At 56.5% G+C, this 16,660-nt stretch carries 9 protein-coding genes; 6 read left to right on the top strand and 3 right to left on the bottom strand.

Annotated elements, in window-relative coordinates; all coding sequences use genetic code 11:
* Nucleotides 1–57: 57 nt before the first annotated feature.
* The 4 genes from PYK22_RS04220 to PYK22_RS04205 all read left to right on the top strand — a co-directional run bounded on the left by PYK22_RS04220 (nucleotide 58) and on the right by PYK22_RS04205 (nucleotide 7,553).
* On the top strand, nucleotides 58–3,117 hold the full coding sequence (locus PYK22_RS04220; RefSeq protein WP_041974759.1) for an efflux RND transporter permease subunit: 3,060 nt from the start codon (nucleotides 58–60) through the stop codon (nucleotides 3,115–3,117).
* 412 nt (nucleotides 3,118–3,529) lie between these two features.
* Nucleotides 3,530–4,033 carry a VIT1/CCC1 transporter family protein gene (locus PYK22_RS04215; protein ID WP_041974756.1) on the top strand — a complete coding sequence of 168 codons (504 nt, stop codon included), beginning with the start codon at nucleotides 3,530–3,532 and terminating at the stop codon, nucleotides 4,031–4,033.
* A gap of 37 nt (nucleotides 4,034–4,070) precedes the next feature.
* Entirely contained in the window at nucleotides 4,071–4,877 is an 807-nt protein-coding gene (locus PYK22_RS04210; RefSeq protein WP_041974754.1) for a hypothetical protein, read from the top strand.
* A 135-nt stretch (nucleotides 4,878–5,012) separates the two neighbouring features.
* Nucleotides 5,013–7,553, top strand: coding sequence for a TonB-dependent receptor (locus tag PYK22_RS04205; RefSeq protein WP_041974752.1), 2,541 nt, complete (start codon nucleotides 5,013–5,015; stop codon nucleotides 7,551–7,553).
* 320 nt (nucleotides 7,554–7,873) lie between these two features.
* On the opposite strand, the gene PYK22_RS04200 is transcribed toward PYK22_RS04205, so the two are convergent.
* Nucleotides 7,874–9,094: an ATP-binding protein gene (locus PYK22_RS04200; RefSeq protein WP_099606161.1), complete on the bottom strand. Its 1,221-nt coding sequence runs from the start codon at nucleotides 9,092–9,094 to the stop codon at nucleotides 7,874–7,876.
* Between the two features lie 203 nt (nucleotides 9,095–9,297).
* On the opposite strand from PYK22_RS04200, the gene PYK22_RS04195 reads away from it, so the two are divergent.
* Both PYK22_RS04195 and PYK22_RS04190 read left to right on the top strand, forming a co-directional pair.
* Nucleotides 9,298–10,635, top strand: a complete 1,338-nt coding sequence (locus PYK22_RS04195) for an ABC transporter ATP-binding protein (RefSeq protein WP_211197609.1) — start codon at nucleotides 9,298–9,300, stop codon at nucleotides 10,633–10,635.
* 40 nt (nucleotides 10,636–10,675) lie between these two features.
* Nucleotides 10,676–12,388: an ABC transporter permease gene (locus PYK22_RS04190; RefSeq protein WP_041974750.1), complete on the top strand. Its 1,713-nt coding sequence runs from the start codon at nucleotides 10,676–10,678 to the stop codon at nucleotides 12,386–12,388.
* A gap of 313 nt (nucleotides 12,389–12,701) precedes the next feature.
* On the opposite strand, the gene PYK22_RS18135 is transcribed toward PYK22_RS04190, so the two are convergent.
* Nucleotides 12,702–13,229 carry a CPBP family glutamic-type intramembrane protease gene (locus tag PYK22_RS18135; protein ID WP_041974748.1) on the bottom strand — a complete coding sequence of 176 codons (528 nt, stop codon included), beginning with the start codon at nucleotides 13,227–13,229 and terminating at the stop codon, nucleotides 12,702–12,704.
* A 463-nt stretch (nucleotides 13,230–13,692) separates the two neighbouring features.
* Nucleotides 13,693–16,563, bottom strand: coding sequence for a TonB-dependent receptor (locus PYK22_RS04180; RefSeq protein ID WP_162199788.1), 2,871 nt, complete (start codon nucleotides 16,561–16,563; stop codon nucleotides 13,693–13,695).
* Nucleotides 16,564–16,660: the final 97 nt, after the last annotated feature.

The raw sequence follows: 16,660 nt of genomic DNA, 5'->3' as shown, positions 1-16,660 counted from the left end.
TGCTATCTTTAGCTGAGACTAAAATAAAACCCTAGTATCCTAGGTGGCTAACGGTCAATGATCAATAAGATAGTTGAATTCTCTTTGAGAGAGAGGTTGCTGATCTTCACCTTAGTTATAGCCCTGATCGTTGGCGGACTATTTGCTTTCAAACATCTGGATATAGAAGCTTATCCTGACCCCGCGCCGCCAACGATCGAGGTCATCGCGCAAAATCCGGGGTGGTCGGCGGAAGAGATGGAAAGGCAGGTCACCCTACCGCTTGAAACCCAACTTAATGGGATGCCTGGGTTGAGCGTCATTCGCTCGATCTCCCTTTTCGGGCTTACGGATATAAAGTGTTACTTTGATTTTGGAACAGACTACACGGTAGACCGTCAAGAGGTATTGAACCGCATACAACAGGCCTCGCTTCCGCCAGGCGTGCAACCGCAACTCTCTCCCGAATCGGCTATTGGAGAGATTTATCGGTATCAATTGATAGGTGATCAGAGGTACAGTTTGATGGACCTGAAGGTAATTCAGGATTGGACTCTTGAAAGACAGTTCAAACAAGTACCCGGCGTTATTGATGTCGTGGGATTTGGAGGTCCGACGAAGGAATTCCACGTCGATCTTGATCCGCGCAAGCTGATTCAGTATGGCGTGTCGATCACGCAAGTCATGAATGCCATAGCAAATAGCAACGCGAATGTGGGGGCTAACTATTTGGAGGTAGGGCACCAAAGCTTTAACGTGAGGGGGATAGGGCTTTTCAAAGATGAACATGATATCGAAAACGTGATGATTGTGTCGAAGAATGGAACCCCGCTATATCTTAAGCAACTTGGTAGGATCAGTGTTGGAGAGAAGGTTCCGCTCGGTCGCGTCGGTCGAGATGAGGATTCGAACATCGTCGAAGGGATCGTTTTAATGCGTCCAGGTGAAAAGTCGTTGCCGACCTTGGAACGTGTGCGCGAAAAGGTGGCTGAACTCAACTCGCGAATCTTGCCTAAAGGGGTAAAGATAGTCCCCTATTACGATCGAACTAAGCTAATCAACATAACCACGAGCACGGTCACGCATACTCTTGTCACGGGGATGATATTCGTTTCTCTAATCATCATAGCTTTCCTTGGTCAACTGCGAGCCTCGCTCATCGTAGCATTAACTATACCGCTCACCTTGCTATTCACTTTCATCATCATGACTCTCCGCGGGGATTCAGCCAACCTTATTTCAATGGGAGCGATCGATTTCGGCATCATAGTCGATGCCTCAGTTGTCATGGTGGAAAATATCTGTCGACATCTCGCCGAGAGAGCGAAATCATCGCTGGCTAAAGACATGATTATCACTGAAGCGGCACGCGAGGTTGGATCAGCTATCTTCTTCTCAACAAGCATCATTGTTGCCGCTTTTATCCCCCTCTTCACTATGAGAGGAGTTGAGGGAAAGATTTTCGGACCGATGGCGGTGACATATGGATTGGCGCTAACCGGTGCTTTGGTGATGGCTTTCTTCTTTGCCCCTGCTGCCTCAAGCTCGCTTCTCAAAATTGAGGAAGAGAAGGAGACAGCGATTGTGCGCGGCATTCGCCGAGTTTATTCGACCGCCCTAAATAGCGCCCTTGAACACGCGGAACTCACTTTGGCGTTCTCAATTGTAATTCTTTGCGGGGCATTGGTCGTTCTCTCATCGCTTGGTGGCGAATTCATGCCGAAACTCGAAGAAGGAAACCTATGGGTGCGCGCCACAATGCCAAGCACCATATCTTTCACTTATGCCAATCAATTGGTCGACAAAATGCGTAGGGTTTTCAAAGAAGAGCCAGAGGTGACAACCGTTGTTAGCCAACTCGGACGGCCGGATGACGGAACGGATCCGACTAGTTATTTCAATTGCGAGTTCTTCGTCGATCTCAAACCGCGCGATCAGTGGCGACCTGGCATGACAAAGGAGAAGTTAGTAAGCGCTCTGGAAACGCGCTTGCGAGAGCTTTTTCCCGGCGTGACTTACAACTTCAGCCAAGCTATTGAAGACAACGTCGAGGAAGCGATGTCTGGGGTGAAAGGCGAAAATTCAATTAAGCTTTTTGGCGATAACCTAGAAGAGTTGGACCGGTTGAGCCGCCAAATTGCCATGGTGATGAAATCGGTCCCTGGCATCACCGATCTGGGCATCTTGACCGAACTAGGCCAACCTAATCTGTTGATTCGAATCGATCGCGAGCGCGCCGCTCGTTACGGTTTACTGCCAAGCGATATCAACGGGGTGGTACAAGCTGCGATCGGAGGACAAGCCGTTACGCAGGTGCTAGATGGGGAGAAGCGCTTTGACGTCGTTGTGCGTTTCTTGCCGCCTTACCGCAATACTGTTGAAGCTATCTCGGAAATACCTGTTAGCACGCCTGATGGATCGTTCGTCCCTTTGCGCGACGTCGCGGAAATAAACGAATACACTGGAGCCTCATTCATCTATCGCGAAAAGAACGCAAGATATATCCCGATCAAATTTAGCGTGCGTGGCCGCGATCTACAGAGTACCATCGCGGAAGCTGAAAGCAAAATATCTCAACAGATTCACCTGCCGGATGGGTATCGCTACGAGTGGGCCGGCGAATTTCAAGAGCTACAAGAAGCGCTGGCACGACTAAAAGTCACTGTGCCTGTAAGCTTAGCTATTATCTTCACGCTCCTTTACATCCACTTCCACAATCTGCGCAATGTGTTATTGGTCCTCAGCGCACTTCCATTGGCTCTCGTCGGAGGTGTCATCTCGCTCTTTGTGACGGGAACCAATTTCAGCATCTCCGCAGCCGTTGGTTTCATCTCGTTGTTCGGCGTCGCTGTTCTCGATGGCGTGATATTGATCTCATATATTGAGGATCTACGCCGGGGTGGACTGGCCTTAGCAGAAGCAGTTAAGAAAGGGGCAGAGTTGCGAATGCGACCCGTCCTAATGACGGCATTATCGGCTGCCATCGGTCTGCTGCCAGCGGCAACGGCAACCAGGATTGGATCGGAAACGCAGCGCCCCTTAGCGCGAGTAGTCGTCGGCGGCATGGTTACCGCTCCCATGCTAATCCTACTAGTCTTGCCCGCCCTCTATTTATTAATCAATCGTAGATCCGCGTGACGTCCTCCCCCGAATGAATTCGGGGGCATCCTTTTCAGGATGCACGCAGAGACACCTTCCGTGTCTTGCGTTTCGGTTCGTGGTGTAGAGCGCGCATAAAGGTTGTGCCGTCCATTCGCCAAAATATGGGCCAATATTTCATCTGTCCGTAACGCGGCATGGCCCGCTCGTGCCCGATGCGCTTGAAGAGCGCATCCGCCCCCGAAAATCAATAGCTGGATATGTCTGTTCGCGATTCATCGAGCTGTTGATAGTCCATCGACTGGATCCACGGGCCGCTTCTTCTTGACGGCAGCGACGAATTGAAAATGAAAACGAACTTTAATTCTAAATATATGAAAATAAAGGAGTTAGTTTGACGGCGGAAGTGGCGCTGCGCTATCCTTGACCCGCATTCGAGGTTGGCTGAGCGATGAGGCAGGTAGAATGGGCAGGCCACGATACAAGGTTCGTGCTGCAGAAGGTGCAGCCGGCCCTCTTAGGTTTGATGGATGGTTCGGTTTCGACTTTAGCGCCGCTGTTTGCGACCGCCGAACTTACATCTGATCCACACAAAGCTTTCTTCGTCGGATTAGCCGCTTCCATCGGCGCTGGCATTAGCATGGGGTTGGCCGAAGCTCTTTCCGATGACGGTCGCGTGACGGGGCGGGGCAGCCCTGTGGTGCGGGGCTTGATCACGGGGGTAGCGACGGCAGTGGGCGGCATGCTGCACACGTTGCCTTTCTTGATCAGAGATATCAGGTTGGCTTTATACATCGCTTATGTCGTCGTGATTATTGAATTACTGACGATCGCTTACATACGTTTCCACTACATGAAGACCCCGTTGGCGAGGACGATCGTGCAGGTGATCGTCGGAGGGGGCGTTGTTTTCGCCGTCGGTTTATGGCTTGGATCGATTGGCGTTGGGTTTTGACGAAGAGCCTATCGACTAGTTCGCGCGAGGATTGACGATGAAGGTCTATTTCTTCTTCGTTTTGTGCATCTTCGGGTTGAGCTTGGCGACGCCGAACGCCCGTGGGCAGGAGAATTATGAGATCCAGGTTTACGGGTCGGAGACGGTGCCTGCTGGCGAGACGATGGTCGAGTTGCATTCGAACTTCACCGTAAGCGGATCGAAGGCCGTGGATGAGTACGGTGTATTGCCTACCGAACATGCTTGGCACGAGACGGTCGAGATCACGCACGGGTTCACTTCATGGTTCGAGACCGGTTTCTATTTCTTCACCAGCGCGCGTTCGGGCAACGGGTGGCACATCGTCGGCAGTCACGTCAGGCCGCGCGTGATGGTTCCTAAGCGGTGGGGATGGCCGGTCGGGGTGAGCCTATCGGCGGAGTTTGGCTATCAGCGGCGGCGGTATTCTGCAGACACGTGGACGCTCGAGTTGCGTCCGATAATCGATAGGGAGCTCGGGCGTTGGTATTTATCTTTCAATCCGACTTTGGAAAAAGCTTTACATGGGCCCAACGCGAGGCGCGGGTTCGAATTCTCACCGAATGCGAAGATCAGCTACGATCTTATAAAGGAAGTGGCAATCGGCGTCGAGTATTACGGCTCGATGGGGCCGCTCTTCGAGTTCGATCCATTGCGCGATCAGCAGCAGCAATTCTTCGGCGTTGCGGATCTTAACGTCTCGCCGCGCTGGGAACTGAATTTCGGCGTCGGCATCGGCGCGACCAGCAGTACGGATCATCTGCTCATCAAGGCGATCATTGGTCGGCGTTTCAAATCCAAAAGAGGTTCGAGTCGAGGCGATTGACGCGATGCGACTATTTCGGATTAATCTTCCATTTATCTTCATTCCGTATAATCTTTATCCGAGAGTGCGACTTGACCACTGGATCGCATCGTCCGGACTTACGTTAGCCTTTCGCTGAGAGTACGGGGACCCGCCATGAACTTGCCGGGCCAACGATTCATTAGGATCACGGATGGGGTTTCCGCCCTTTTGGCGCTCTCTTTTTTATGTTCGGAAAGTTTTGCGGTTGCCGCTCATACCGGGTTCGAGATTGGGCGATGCATTGAGAATCGCTTAGGGCGGATCGCGGGCGAACGTTCGTCAGTTCAACCGAGTCAGAGAGACGGATCGCGAAGGTTAAGGGTCACGGTCACGGACGAGAATGGGATCCCTGTCTTGGCTGCTAAGCTTAGCTTAGTGGAGGCGGGTAGGGGGCGTATCGTACGGGCAACTGACGAGGCGGGGCAAGGCGAATTCACCGGGCTTGAAGCTAAAGAGTATCAGCTTCGCATCGAAAAGCCGGGGTTCTACGTGACCGAATTGAAGATAGCCTCTGATACGGAGAGCGTGCAGGTGACGCTTTACCATCAGCAGGAGTTCACCGAAACGGTCAACGTTTACGAATCCCCAGCTGGCATCCAAGCTGAACGGACGGAGAAGAGCGCTGTGCTCACCAGCCGAGAAATCCTTTCGCTTCCATACCCATCGACGCACGACGTGCGGAACGCGCTGCCATTCTTCCCAGAGATCTTACAAGACGCGGTGGGGCGCGTTCATGTGAACGGCTCTGATGCTTATCAAGTGCAAAGCAATCTGGATGGATTCAACATTATGCATCCGGTGACAGGTCTGCTGGAGATGCACGTCAGCACCGATGCGATCCGGTCGATCGAACTACAGACGAGTCGCTATTCCGTGCAGTACGGTCAAGGGAGCAGCGGCGTGCTCGAGCTTGCGACCGGAATGGGAGATGATCGTTATCGTTTCTCTGCGACCAATTTCATCCCTGGGGTGCAGACTAACAAGGGGTTGCATGTGAACAACTGGACCCCGCGCTGGACCATCTCGGGACCGATCCGACGTGGCAGGGCTTGGTTCTACGAGGCTGGGGATGGCGAGTATGTGCAGAACGTTGTCGATGAACTCCCCGTAGGCGCCGATCGCGCTCGCGCGTGGCGCTGGAGCGGGCTTACCAAATCGCAGATAAACCTGAACGAGAGGAACATACTGACGGCGACCTTCCTCGTCAATCGCTTTCGTTCGAAACACGATGGCTTATCGCTTTTGACGCCGCTTGAGGCGACCGTCGATCGGCGCAACTCGGCATATCTATTAGCTCTGAAAGGGCAGACCTATAGGTCAAATGGATTGTTCGCTGAATTCGGCTTCGGCATAAGTTGGTACCGCGACGATGAGGCGCCGCAGGGCGATTCGCCATATCGCCTGAGTCCCGAGGGGGCGAGCGGGAATTTCTTTCGCCAGAGCGCGGATCGGGCGCGCCGTGCGCAAGTAATCGCGAATCTCACGTTGCCAACGATCGACTGGGCCGGTCGGCACGAATTCAAAACGGGCGTTGAGCTCAACTCGATCGCTTATGAACGAACGGTCATGCGCCGACCCATAATCGTCGTGCGAGCCGATGGGACTCTCGCTCGCACGAGCGCGTTTGCTGGCGGAGGGCTTCTCTCGAAGGATAATTTCGCGCGCGGGGCCTTCCTGCAAGATCGCTGGTCCATAACTAGACGTCTGACCGCCGAACTGGGCGTGAGGTTAGACCGCGATTCGATCATCCATCAGTTGACGTTTTCGCCGCGCATCGCATTCGCTTATGCGCTCGGCGAAAACGGCAAGACCAAATTGTCGTTCGGCGTCGGGGATTTTCGCGACGCGACCAATCTGGCGTTGGTCACGCGCCCGTTAGAGGGTGAGCGCACGGACGTTTTCTACAGGCGAGATGGCAGCGTGCGGACAGTGGTGAGCTCATTCAGCGTCGGTGAGCCCATCCTCAAAGCCCCGCGTTTTCTGAATTGGAGCGCCGGAATCGAACGCGAACTTCCGGCCTCTTTTTATCTGACGGTCGAATTCATCGCGCGTCGGGGACGCGATCAATTGGTTTACGTTCAGCGAGATCTCGCTCAATCGAGGGTCGCTTTCGCTTTGACCAATGACCGGCGCGATCGTTTCGCTGGGCTACAGGTGGTTTTGCGGCGGACCTTCAAGAACGGTTATCCACTCTTCGCTTCATACTCTTACATGCGCGCGCGATCGAACGCTGTGTTCGATTTTGATATCGATAATCCGGTCTTCAGTCAACAAGCGAGCGGGCCGTTACCATGGGAGGTTCCGCATCGATTCCTGCTTTGGGGGGTAGCGCCGCTTAGGAAAAGCTTCGATTTGGCCTATTCAGCTGATTGGCATACTGGATTCCCGTACAGTTTCATCAACCAAGAGCAGCAGGTTGTCGGCGCGCCAAATGCGCATCGGTTGCCCGACTATTTCAGTCTAAACGCCCACGTCGAATGGCGTTTCGATCTGCTGAAGTATCGCTTGGCTTTGCGCGTTGGGATGAACAATATTACGGGGCGAAGGAATCCGACGGTGATCAATAGCAACATCGATTCGCCGCACTTTATGGAGTTCAGCGGCACACAGCATCGCGTTTTGACTTCTCGCATCAGGTTCTTGGGGCGAAAATAGGCGATAAGTGACCCGAAAATAATCGGGAGCCGTTCCCGGTCGCGTCTGAAGTCAACGTTCAGAACGTGATAATTCACTCATAGCGTGAGAGCGGGTGACCCGAGCGGTTGGTATTGATCTTCGGGAAGAACTACTTCAAGATCAACACCAACCGCTTATACACATACGGGGCTTCTGTGCGTCGGCTCATGTGTTTGAGCCTCATAACATTGTGAACCTCTCGTTGAGGAAGGGGGCACTATTTTTGATTGTTGGGCCATTCAACGTGGTACTTAACCTTATGGGTTTTAGATATATCTTGAATCAAAACGGTAATTACCTCATGCTGAATCCTGCCGACGTGCGAGCCAGTGCTCGACCGGGCGCGCCAAGAACTCTTCGAGCGGAATGCCGTCGCCGCCGACAAGAAGCGCGCGTTGCGGGTTGAAAGCGGCGCAGAAGGCCTCCATCCCCGGTAATGCGTCTTTTCGCCTGCCGCTCTTCACTTCGATCGCCGTCAGCTGACGCCTCGCGCGAACGACGAAATCGACCTCGTGATGGCGCTCGCGCCAGTAATACAACTCGCATCGGCCCGCCAACGCCGCGTTAGCCAGATGGGCTCCCACCGCCGATTCTACAAGCCGCCCCCACGTCTCGCGATCTTCCAGCGCCTCTTCCATCCTCATCCCCATCTGCGCGGTGATGAGCGCCGTGTTGAGCGCTTGTAGTTTCGGGCTCGAGGCACGGGAGCGGACGGCTTGTCCCGCATACTTTTGCAGCCCCATCAACATCCCTGCAGCAGCGAGCAACTCCAAGTAATGCGCCAGCGTAGTCGTGTTGCCCGCGTCCTGCAACTGGCCGAGCATCTTCGTGTAAGAAAGCACTTGTCCCGAATAAAGACACCCAAGCTCGAACAACCGCCTGAGCAGAGCCGGTTTATCTATGCGCGCCAGCAGCAGCACGTCGCGCGCGATTGTCGTCTCGATGAGCGCATCGCGGATGTAACGCACCCATCTCTCATGCTCTCCGATGAGCGGAGCCGCGCCCGGATAACCGCCGTAGAAGATGTACTGCTCACAGTTGAAGCCGAAAGCCTGGCGCATCTCATCGTAGGACCAGTGCGGCAGGTAGAGCGTCTCGAAGCGTCCAGCCAGACTTTCCGATAAACCTCGCTGGATGAGCAACGGCGCAGAGCCCGAAAGGACGACTTTGAGCGGCACGGCGGCGCGCGTATCTTCGTCCCAGAGGCGTTTGATGGCCTCGGCCCAGTCGACCGCTTTCTGCGCTTCGTCGATGACGAGAACCGCGCCTTCCTTGCTGAGCGTTGATCGCGCGCGTTCCCACTGCTGGGCGATCCAGCCTGGCCCGCGTAGCGTCGGTTCATCGGCGCTCGCCCAAGTTACAGGCAGCCCCAGCTCATGCGTCACTTGCGCGACGAGCGTTGTCTTCCCAACTTGGCGAGGGCCGATGACGACTTGAATGAAACGACGCGGCTCTGCCAGTCGCCGCCTTAGTTCGGCGGCGTATGGACGCTGGAATCCGGTCGACGAATTACTCAGCATGCTGAGTAATTTTACTCAGCGTATCGAGTGAAGTGCAACGCATAGCGTAAGTCTCTTCTCTATCAACCGTTTACGAGAGAGAGGATTCAGATTAAGCATTAAAACATGAGTTGCGATGAGGAGGCTGTCCATCGGAGTTGGATTTGCGTAATTGACGCGATATTCGCTAGCGCGATAATCTCAACCGATAAATTCAACCAAAGATGGCAGAGCAAGTTCAAGGGCTGGTTTTACGGCGCGCGAATGAAATGGCGCCGGAAGCGATCATCGAGGCGCGCGCTGTGGAGAAGTTCTACGCGCAGCCGGACGGGCGGCGCATACAGGTGATCGCGCCGACCGATCTACGGATCTATCCCGATCAGATATTGGCGCTTCTCGGACCATCCGGCTCCGGCAAATCGACTCTGCTGCGCATGCTCACGGGACTTGCGCCGCCTTCCGCCGGCGCGATCTTCTGGCACGGGCGTCCGCTCGACGGACAGCGCCCGAACGTCGCCGTCGTTTTTCAGAGTTTCGCTCTTTTTCCGTGGTTGACGGTGCTTGAAAACGTCGAAGCGCCGCTTCTCGCGCGCGGCGTAAGCGCGATCGAGCGGCGCAAGCGCGCGTTGAGGATCCTCGACACGGTTGGTCTTGATGGTTTCGAGACCGCCTATCCGAAAGAGCTATCCGGCGGCATGAAGCAGCGCGTCGGAGTGGCACGCGCGCTGGTCGTCGAACCCGAAGTGCTCTTCATGGATGAGCCATTTTCAGCGCTCGACGTGTTGACGGCGGAGAACCTGCGCGGCGAGCTTCTCGAACTTTGGTTTGAGCGAAAGATGCCGACGCGCGCCATCTTCATCGTCACACACAACATCGAAGAGGCTGTGCTCTTGGCTGATCGCGTCGTTGTGCTCGGGCGCAATCCGGCGCGCATTCGCGCTGACATCCGCATTGAGCTGGCCCAACCGCGCAACCGAAAGACGGAAGGGTTCATCGCGCTGGTCGATCACATTTACAAAGTCCTGACGCAACCTGATCTGAAGGTAGAGGAGATGGCGCCGGCGGCGGTGCCTGCCAAACCGAGGCCGGTGATGTTGCCACACGCGCGCCCCGGTGGGATCGCTGGATTGCTCGAAATCTTACTCGACCGTGGCGGACGCGATGACCTTTATCATCTCGCTGATGAGTTGGCGATGGAGGTTGATGATCTGTTGCCGATCGTCGAGGCGGCGACTTTGCTGGAATACGTCCGCGTTCATGAGGGTGACATCGAGATCACGCCGCAGGGGCGCGCCTTTGCCGAAGCCGATATTTTGGAGCGGAAGCGGCTCTTCCGTCAGGCGGCGCTCGCGCACGTCCCCTTGCTTCGCCAGATCGAAAGCGCGCTACGTGCGAAAGCGGATCGAGCGCTTCCGGACGATTTCTTCCAAGATCTGCTCGACGAGCACTTTTCGGAAGAGGAGGCCCAACGCCAACTGGCGACAGCGATTCACTGGGGACGTTATGCCGAGATCTTCGATTACGATGCGCAGAGCGGTCGTCTCTTCCTGACCGAATCTTGAGCGACTAGCCGACTCTCCCATGCTTCACGGCGCAATTAGAATGCTTGTTCCGGAAAAGCGCGGTTCGCGCCTGATCGATTTAGCGATCTTCGGCGCTGTGGTCGCGCTCATCTACGGCGTGACGGCGGCGGCGCTTTCATGGTTGAAGCCAGTCGGCGAGCATGTTGAGATCTCGCTCGCGCCGCGCGCCCTGCCTGCGTATGCCGGATATTCGCTGTTGCGACTAGCCGTAGCTTATCTTCTGAGCCTTCTTTTCGCTCTCGTCTATGGTTACGTTGCGGCTTATCACGCTCGCGCCGAGCGCATCATGATCCCGCTGCTCGACGTATTGCAATCGATTCCGGTCCTCAGCTTCCTGCCCGGCGTGATGCTCGCGATGGTCGCGCTCTTCCCGACTCGCCAGCTCGGCGTCGAACTCGGCTCGATCATCCTGATCTTCACCGGGCAAGTGTGGAATCTCGCCTTTAGTTTCTACGCCTCGCTCAAGAGCATCCCGCGCGAACTGCGCGAAGCGGCGACCGTGTATCGCTTCAACCGCTGGCAACGTTTGGTGGAACTCGAACTGCCGTATGCCGCCATCGGTCTCATCTGGAATTCGATGATGTCGGTCGCTGGCGGCTGGTTCTTCCTGATGGCGTGCGAGATGTTTGTGCTTGGCGGACGCGACTTTCGCTTGCCGGGACTGGGCGCGTATTTGCAGACGGCGGCTGACGCTGGCGATACGCGCGCGATTCTCTGGGGACTGGCGACCATGATCGGCACGATCGTGCTGCTCGATCAGTTGCTATGGCGTCCGCTCATCGCCTGGGCCGATAAATTCAAGTTCGAGCAGGTCGAAAGCGCGACGGCGCCGCGCTCGGCGGTGCTCGATCTACTGCGCAGCTCGCGCGCGCTGGCCCAGTTGAACCGAAATGTTCTCCGCCCTGTCGGCGAGCGCGTAGATCTATTCTTCGCGCGGAGGGCGAAGGCGCGTGCGGCATCTTCGAAGGCGGAACGAAGCGCGGTTGCGCGGCGCGTTGAAGATCTATTCTTGGCGCTCATCATCGCGCTGATCTTGTACGGCGTGTGGCGCGCCGCCCTGACTCTCTCTACGCTGACAGCAGTTGAAGCGAAGTTACTTGTGCGAAGCGCCGCCGCGACTCTTTCGCGCGTCGCAGCGGCGCTTGCGATCGGCGTCTTGTGGACTGTGCCAGTCGGCGTTTGGATCGGGTTGCGCCCGCGAGTGGCGCGCTTCGCGCAGCCGCTTGCGCAGATCGCCGCCTCGATCCCGGCGACAGCTCTTTTCCCCGTCGTCTTGTTGGCGTTGATTCGTTGGGGTGGCGGGATCAATATCGGGGCCGTCGCCCTGATGCTTCTCGGCACGCAGTGGTACATCCTCTTCAACGTCATCGCCGGCGCTGTGGCCATTCCCAATGATCTTCTAGAAGTAGCGACGCTCTTCGGCTTCGGCAGAGTTGAGCGGTGGCGATTGCTGATCTTGCCGGCGATCTTTCCTTACCTGGTTACAGGGTTGGTGACGGCGGCCGGTGGGGCATGGAACGCGAGCATCGTCGCCGAGTATTTCCGCTTCAAAGGCGAGACGCTCATGACCACGGGGTTGGGCGCGACCATCAGTCGGGCGACCGACGAAGGGAACTTCGATCTTCTGTTGGTCTCAACGCTGACGATGATTCTGATGGTGGTGTTGATCAACCGATTGGTCTGGCGCCGGCTCTACAAGCTCGCAGCAACTAAGTTCAAATTAGAAGGTTAATCTACCGGACTTCCGGTAGCGTAAGGCGGGCCTCAAGGACTTGGGAAGGGCGCAGCGCTACTCCTTTCCAAAAGCGGTGGCAAATGGACCTGCGGAACGGTCGGCTTCGCTAAACCCGAATCATAAGGGAATTGCAGCGCTCCCGGAGGCGTTAGTATTTGATGGCGTGGGCAAAGGTAAGGAACGGCGTTCGCAGCTGAAATTATAAAGCAAACAGTAAAAGATTGTTGCGGCTGCGACCATCGCCGTCAGCGGTGTAGAATGAAGTTTACGAACCTGCTTGGCGAGCACCCAAGCGATAACTTCAGCGATGTCAGCGGCGTAGACTGAGATTTACGAATCCTAGCAAGAGCCAAGGTTCAATAAGCAGGTTAATGAGCGCATGGCTAAGGACTGGCCCAGTCAAGCTGCGGTCGCCGTCTAAGTAGATCCAGCCTAGGGCCAGTCCTAGCAGAGTTGTTAAGATGATGCCCGGTAGCAGAAACCACTTGCCCATTAGTAATCCCAGACCGCCGTGGATTAGGCCGAAAAGCACCGCTGCGCCCGCCACCTGCCCAAAGGGGCCGAGGCCGACTTCCCGAAGCTGTTCAGTGACAAAGCCGCGAAAGACAATCTCTTCCACCGCACCTCCTATCACCCCTACTAGGGCACCCCAAACCTTAAAGAGGCTCAGCTCCAGAGCGGAAGATCCAAAGGCGGGAGAAGCTAAGGTGAATCCCGAGTAAACCAGAGCTATCACCAATCCAACAACCAACGCTCGTGGACGGGTCGGCTTGCCCCAGCCCAAACTTCCAAGCCCTTCGCCTCGAGCCCGCAGCCAAGCCAAGACGCCACCGAGCATCCCGAGTTCTACCGCTAGAACACATCCCAGCAGAACGGACGTCAGAGTGCGGGGATCGGTCCCGGCAATCGAGGTCCGTGCCAATAACGCCGTAATTAAGGTGAGCCCGAAGTTATATGCTAAAGTCGGGCTCAAGGCCAGCGCCCAAGATCGAAGTCGCCTCACTTTCATCGTCATCCAGCTGCTGCCTCATCGAGGCTGATCCCTAGCGTTAGGTCGAAATAATAGTTCGGTGTCTAGGATACCGCAAAAGAGCGGAGCGCATACGCTCGAGGAGGGCCAACCTTGTAGTTGATTGCAGGTCGCAAGAGAATTGAGCTTGTATTGCAGATGAGGGCGACCGTGCTGGAGGCGGCTTTACTTGCTTGTTCTGATACGGTTTTCAGAACCGCCAAGCTAACAGGCTAAAACGAAAAATCGATTGGGCAACTGCAGATCCTTACATTTGTCATCCGCTATCAGCTTAGAATTCCAAATCGAGAGATAATCTGATTTGGCGTGAGGTTGAGAATAGAACTGGTGAAGCGAAGCTCGGCAATGGACTTTTGCTTGAGCCGTAAAAGGGATTGACCGTGAGCGCGTTCGGATGGTTGAAGAGGTTGAAGAACTCGGCCACGAGATCGAAGCGGCGCGTCGGGCCGAAAGGGAAGTAACGGATAACCCGCAGATCGACGTTGAAATTCGCGGGCGCGCGCAGCGAGTTGCGCCGCGCCCCCAGCGGGCGCGAACTAGGCGGGAAGGCGAGGCTTCGCTCTTCGTCGCTTCCTGTGAGCGGATTGGCGCGTCGCCCGCTGCTGAACGTCGCGATGGGGGCGACTTCGACGTGTTTGAAAATCTTCATCGGCCAACCGCTTTCCTTCTCTTCGGCAAACGGCAGATCGAAGAGCGCGCTCACGGCGAGGCGGTGGCGCAGATCTTCACGTGAACTGGACCAGTCGCTCCGCAAATCGAAAGGATTGGGCGGTTGCTCATCGAAATCCGAAGCGTCGTCGGTGGCGCGCGCCAGAGTGTAGGAGACGAGACACGCGAATTCGTCGCTGAACCTGCGATTGAGCGCGAGCGTCAATCCATGATAACGGGAACTGGCGCTGTCTTCCAGTTGATAGATGGCATCATAGCGCGGATCAAGGCGCGCTCGACTGAAGACCGGGCGCCCCGCCTGCTGCGGAGTGGGTTCGAACACTCCGAGCGGCGCGGTCAAGTCCGCGGTAAAGATCACGGGTGGCAAAAGGTTGACGTTGCGCGTCCGCGGCAGGTGAAGTCCGCGGACGAACAGGTAATCGGCGCGCAACGTGGTATCCGCAGCGACCATGCGCTCGATGCCGAAACCGGTTTGCAGGCTATACGGCATGACAAATCGCGGATCGGGGCGGTAGATGGACGGTCTGATTTCGGCGAAGGGAGCGGAAGCCGCCGATAAACCTATCGCGCCGTAGATGCGCGCGGCGTCGGAATCTTCCGCGATCTGCACGAAAGCGTGTCGGCCATCGAGTTGCCGCGCGCGGTTGACGAAAGCGAGCGGCAGCCGGTCGCGAAAGATCCCGAAGCTGGTCCTTACGAGCGTGCGGTCCGAAATGTTCCAGACCAGACCGAGGCGCGGACTGATGCCACCGCGTGTGGTGCGAAATGGAGTCGGCAGGCGTTCCATATCGTAGCGCGCGCCCAGATTCAGAGTGAGATGGGAAGATGGGCGCCACTGGTCCAGCGCGAAAGCGCCGAAGCTTAACACAGCCAGTTCGGTATGCGGGTCGCCAAACGCCTGGCGCCACACGGCGGGGCGTCCGGCCAATAGATCGTCCAACGTGCGGAAGATGAAGTATCCGCCGAAGCCATCATCCAGCGCGCTTCGCAAAGAGACGTGATTGATGCTTGCTCCTGCCTTCCATTCATGGCGCGAGCGCCCTAGGGTGACGGTCTCGATCATTTGTTGCCGGTCTTCACGTCGGCTGCCAAGCGTCCCAAGGGGGCGTCCCGCGCGCGCTATCCCGACGATTTCGAAACCTGCCTCGCGCGCGTCTTCGGCGATTGACGCGCGCCGCCGACTCCACTGCAAGCGCAGTTCGTTGACCAGCGACGCTGAAAGAGTCGAGATCAAGTTGGCCGTCGCTTGATGGTCCAGCGTCGAACGATCGCCGCGCGCCGTCCGGTCAGTGGGTAGATCCGCGTTGAATGTGGCGGCGCGCGACCGGTCCAGAGTGTAAGCATAACGGAGATGAAGCGTGTGCATGGGGGTGATGAGCCACGTCAGCTTGCCTGCGGCTTCTGTCTCGCGCCGCCCTGTCGGGAAGCGTTCGCTGAATGGAAGTATCTTCGCTAAACGTCTATCGTCGGCCAGTATAGCATTGAACCTGGCTTGCACCGTTTGAGCGACATCCGATACATCTTCGCCCGCGAGGCGTTCTTGCTCCGCGGCCATGTAGAAGAAGAGGCGATCGCGCCTGAGCGGACCGCCCAAGGAGAATCCGGGTTGGAAGCGACGAAAGCGCGGACGCGCCCCGTTTTCCGCAAATGGTTCGCGCGCATTCAAACGTTCGTGTTGGAGGAAGGTGAACAGATCTCCGTGGAATTGATTCGTCCCCGTCTTCGTCACAACGTTGATGCTTCCTCCGGCGAAGCCGCCGAATTCAGCCGACACGCCGTTGTTGACTACTTGGAACTCGCGCACGATCTCCGGCGATAGCGCCACGCGCGCTTCGCCGGTCGTCTCATCCGTGTTATCTAGTCCGTCGATCGAGATGGCGTTGCTATGAGGTCTCAAGCCGCCGAAACTGAAGCCGTCATAGGGCAGCGCGCTTCCCGCTGGATTGGCTGCGACGACTCCGGGGGCGAGGAGGACGAATTGCAAGTAGTTGCGATCGTTAATTGGGAGTTCTTCAATCTGTTCGGGTTCGATCGTGGTCGTCGTCGCTGTTTGTGTCGGGTCGAGCGGTGAGGCTCGTTCCGTGACGGTGACCTCGGCGCTGATCGCGAGAGGTTGCAGAACTATGTCTAGGCGCGTCGCGCTGCCGACGTGCAGAGTGATCGAACGATTGATATATGTGGCGAAGCCTTTGGCTTCGGCGCGAACTTCGTATTCGCCGACGGGTAGCGAAGAGAATCTGTAGTTCCCCTCGGCGTCGCTCGACACGCTCCGTTCCTGCCCGGCCGAAAGGTGACGCGCGATGATGCGCGCGTCAGCGACGGGCGCGCCGGTCGGCTCGCGAACGCTGCCGATGAGCGAAGCTTGCGTTGCCGAGATCTGTCGTATCGTTAAGGGCGCAGGCCAGATGACCATGAGCGCGAGCAGCTTCAAGGTGATCGCGCTCGTCCGGCGCGCCTGCGCCTTGTTTCTCATCGGCGAAGCCTGTTGCGTGCCCATCACGCTCGTGCCCGGAAAGCTAGCAGGCAAATGGTTTGTAGTTGATCTCGCTCAGACTGTCAATCGCTTGCCA

It is taken from the genome of Pyrinomonas methylaliphatogenes, assembly GCF_000820845.2.
GTDB lineage: Bacteria > Acidobacteriota > Blastocatellia > Pyrinomonadales > Pyrinomonadaceae > Pyrinomonas > Pyrinomonas methylaliphatogenes.
The sequence above is the reverse complement of the archived record's forward strand: the minus strand, read 5'-3'. Positions and strand labels throughout refer to the sequence as shown.

Excerpts from the sequence above, each read along its gene's own strand:
- PYK22_RS04180 (WP_162199788.1), bottom strand. The coding sequence starts at position 16,563 with ATGAGAAACAAGGCGCAGGCGCGCCGGACGAGCGCGATCACCTTGAAG.
- PYK22_RS18135 (WP_041974748.1), bottom strand. The coding sequence starts at position 13,229 with ATGCTCGGTGGCGTCTTGGCTTGGCTGCGGGCTCGAGGCGAAGGGCTT.
- PYK22_RS04210 (WP_041974754.1), top strand. The coding sequence starts at position 4,071 with ATGAAGGTCTATTTCTTCTTCGTTTTGTGCATCTTCGGGTTGAGCTTG.
- PYK22_RS04205 (WP_041974752.1), top strand. The coding sequence starts at position 5,013 with ATGAACTTGCCGGGCCAACGATTCATTAGGATCACGGATGGGGTTTCC.
- PYK22_RS04190 (WP_041974750.1), top strand. The coding sequence starts at position 10,676 with ATGCTTGTTCCGGAAAAGCGCGGTTCGCGCCTGATCGATTTAGCGATC.
- PYK22_RS04195 (WP_211197609.1), top strand. The coding sequence starts at position 9,298 with ATGGCAGAGCAAGTTCAAGGGCTGGTTTTACGGCGCGCGAATGAAATG.
- PYK22_RS04200 (WP_099606161.1), bottom strand. The coding sequence starts at position 9,094 with ATGCTGAGTAATTCGTCGACCGGATTCCAGCGTCCATACGCCGCCGAA.
- PYK22_RS04215 (WP_041974756.1), top strand. The coding sequence starts at position 3,530 with ATGAGGCAGGTAGAATGGGCAGGCCACGATACAAGGTTCGTGCTGCAG.
- PYK22_RS04220 (WP_041974759.1), top strand. The coding sequence starts at position 58 with ATGATCAATAAGATAGTTGAATTCTCTTTGAGAGAGAGGTTGCTGATC.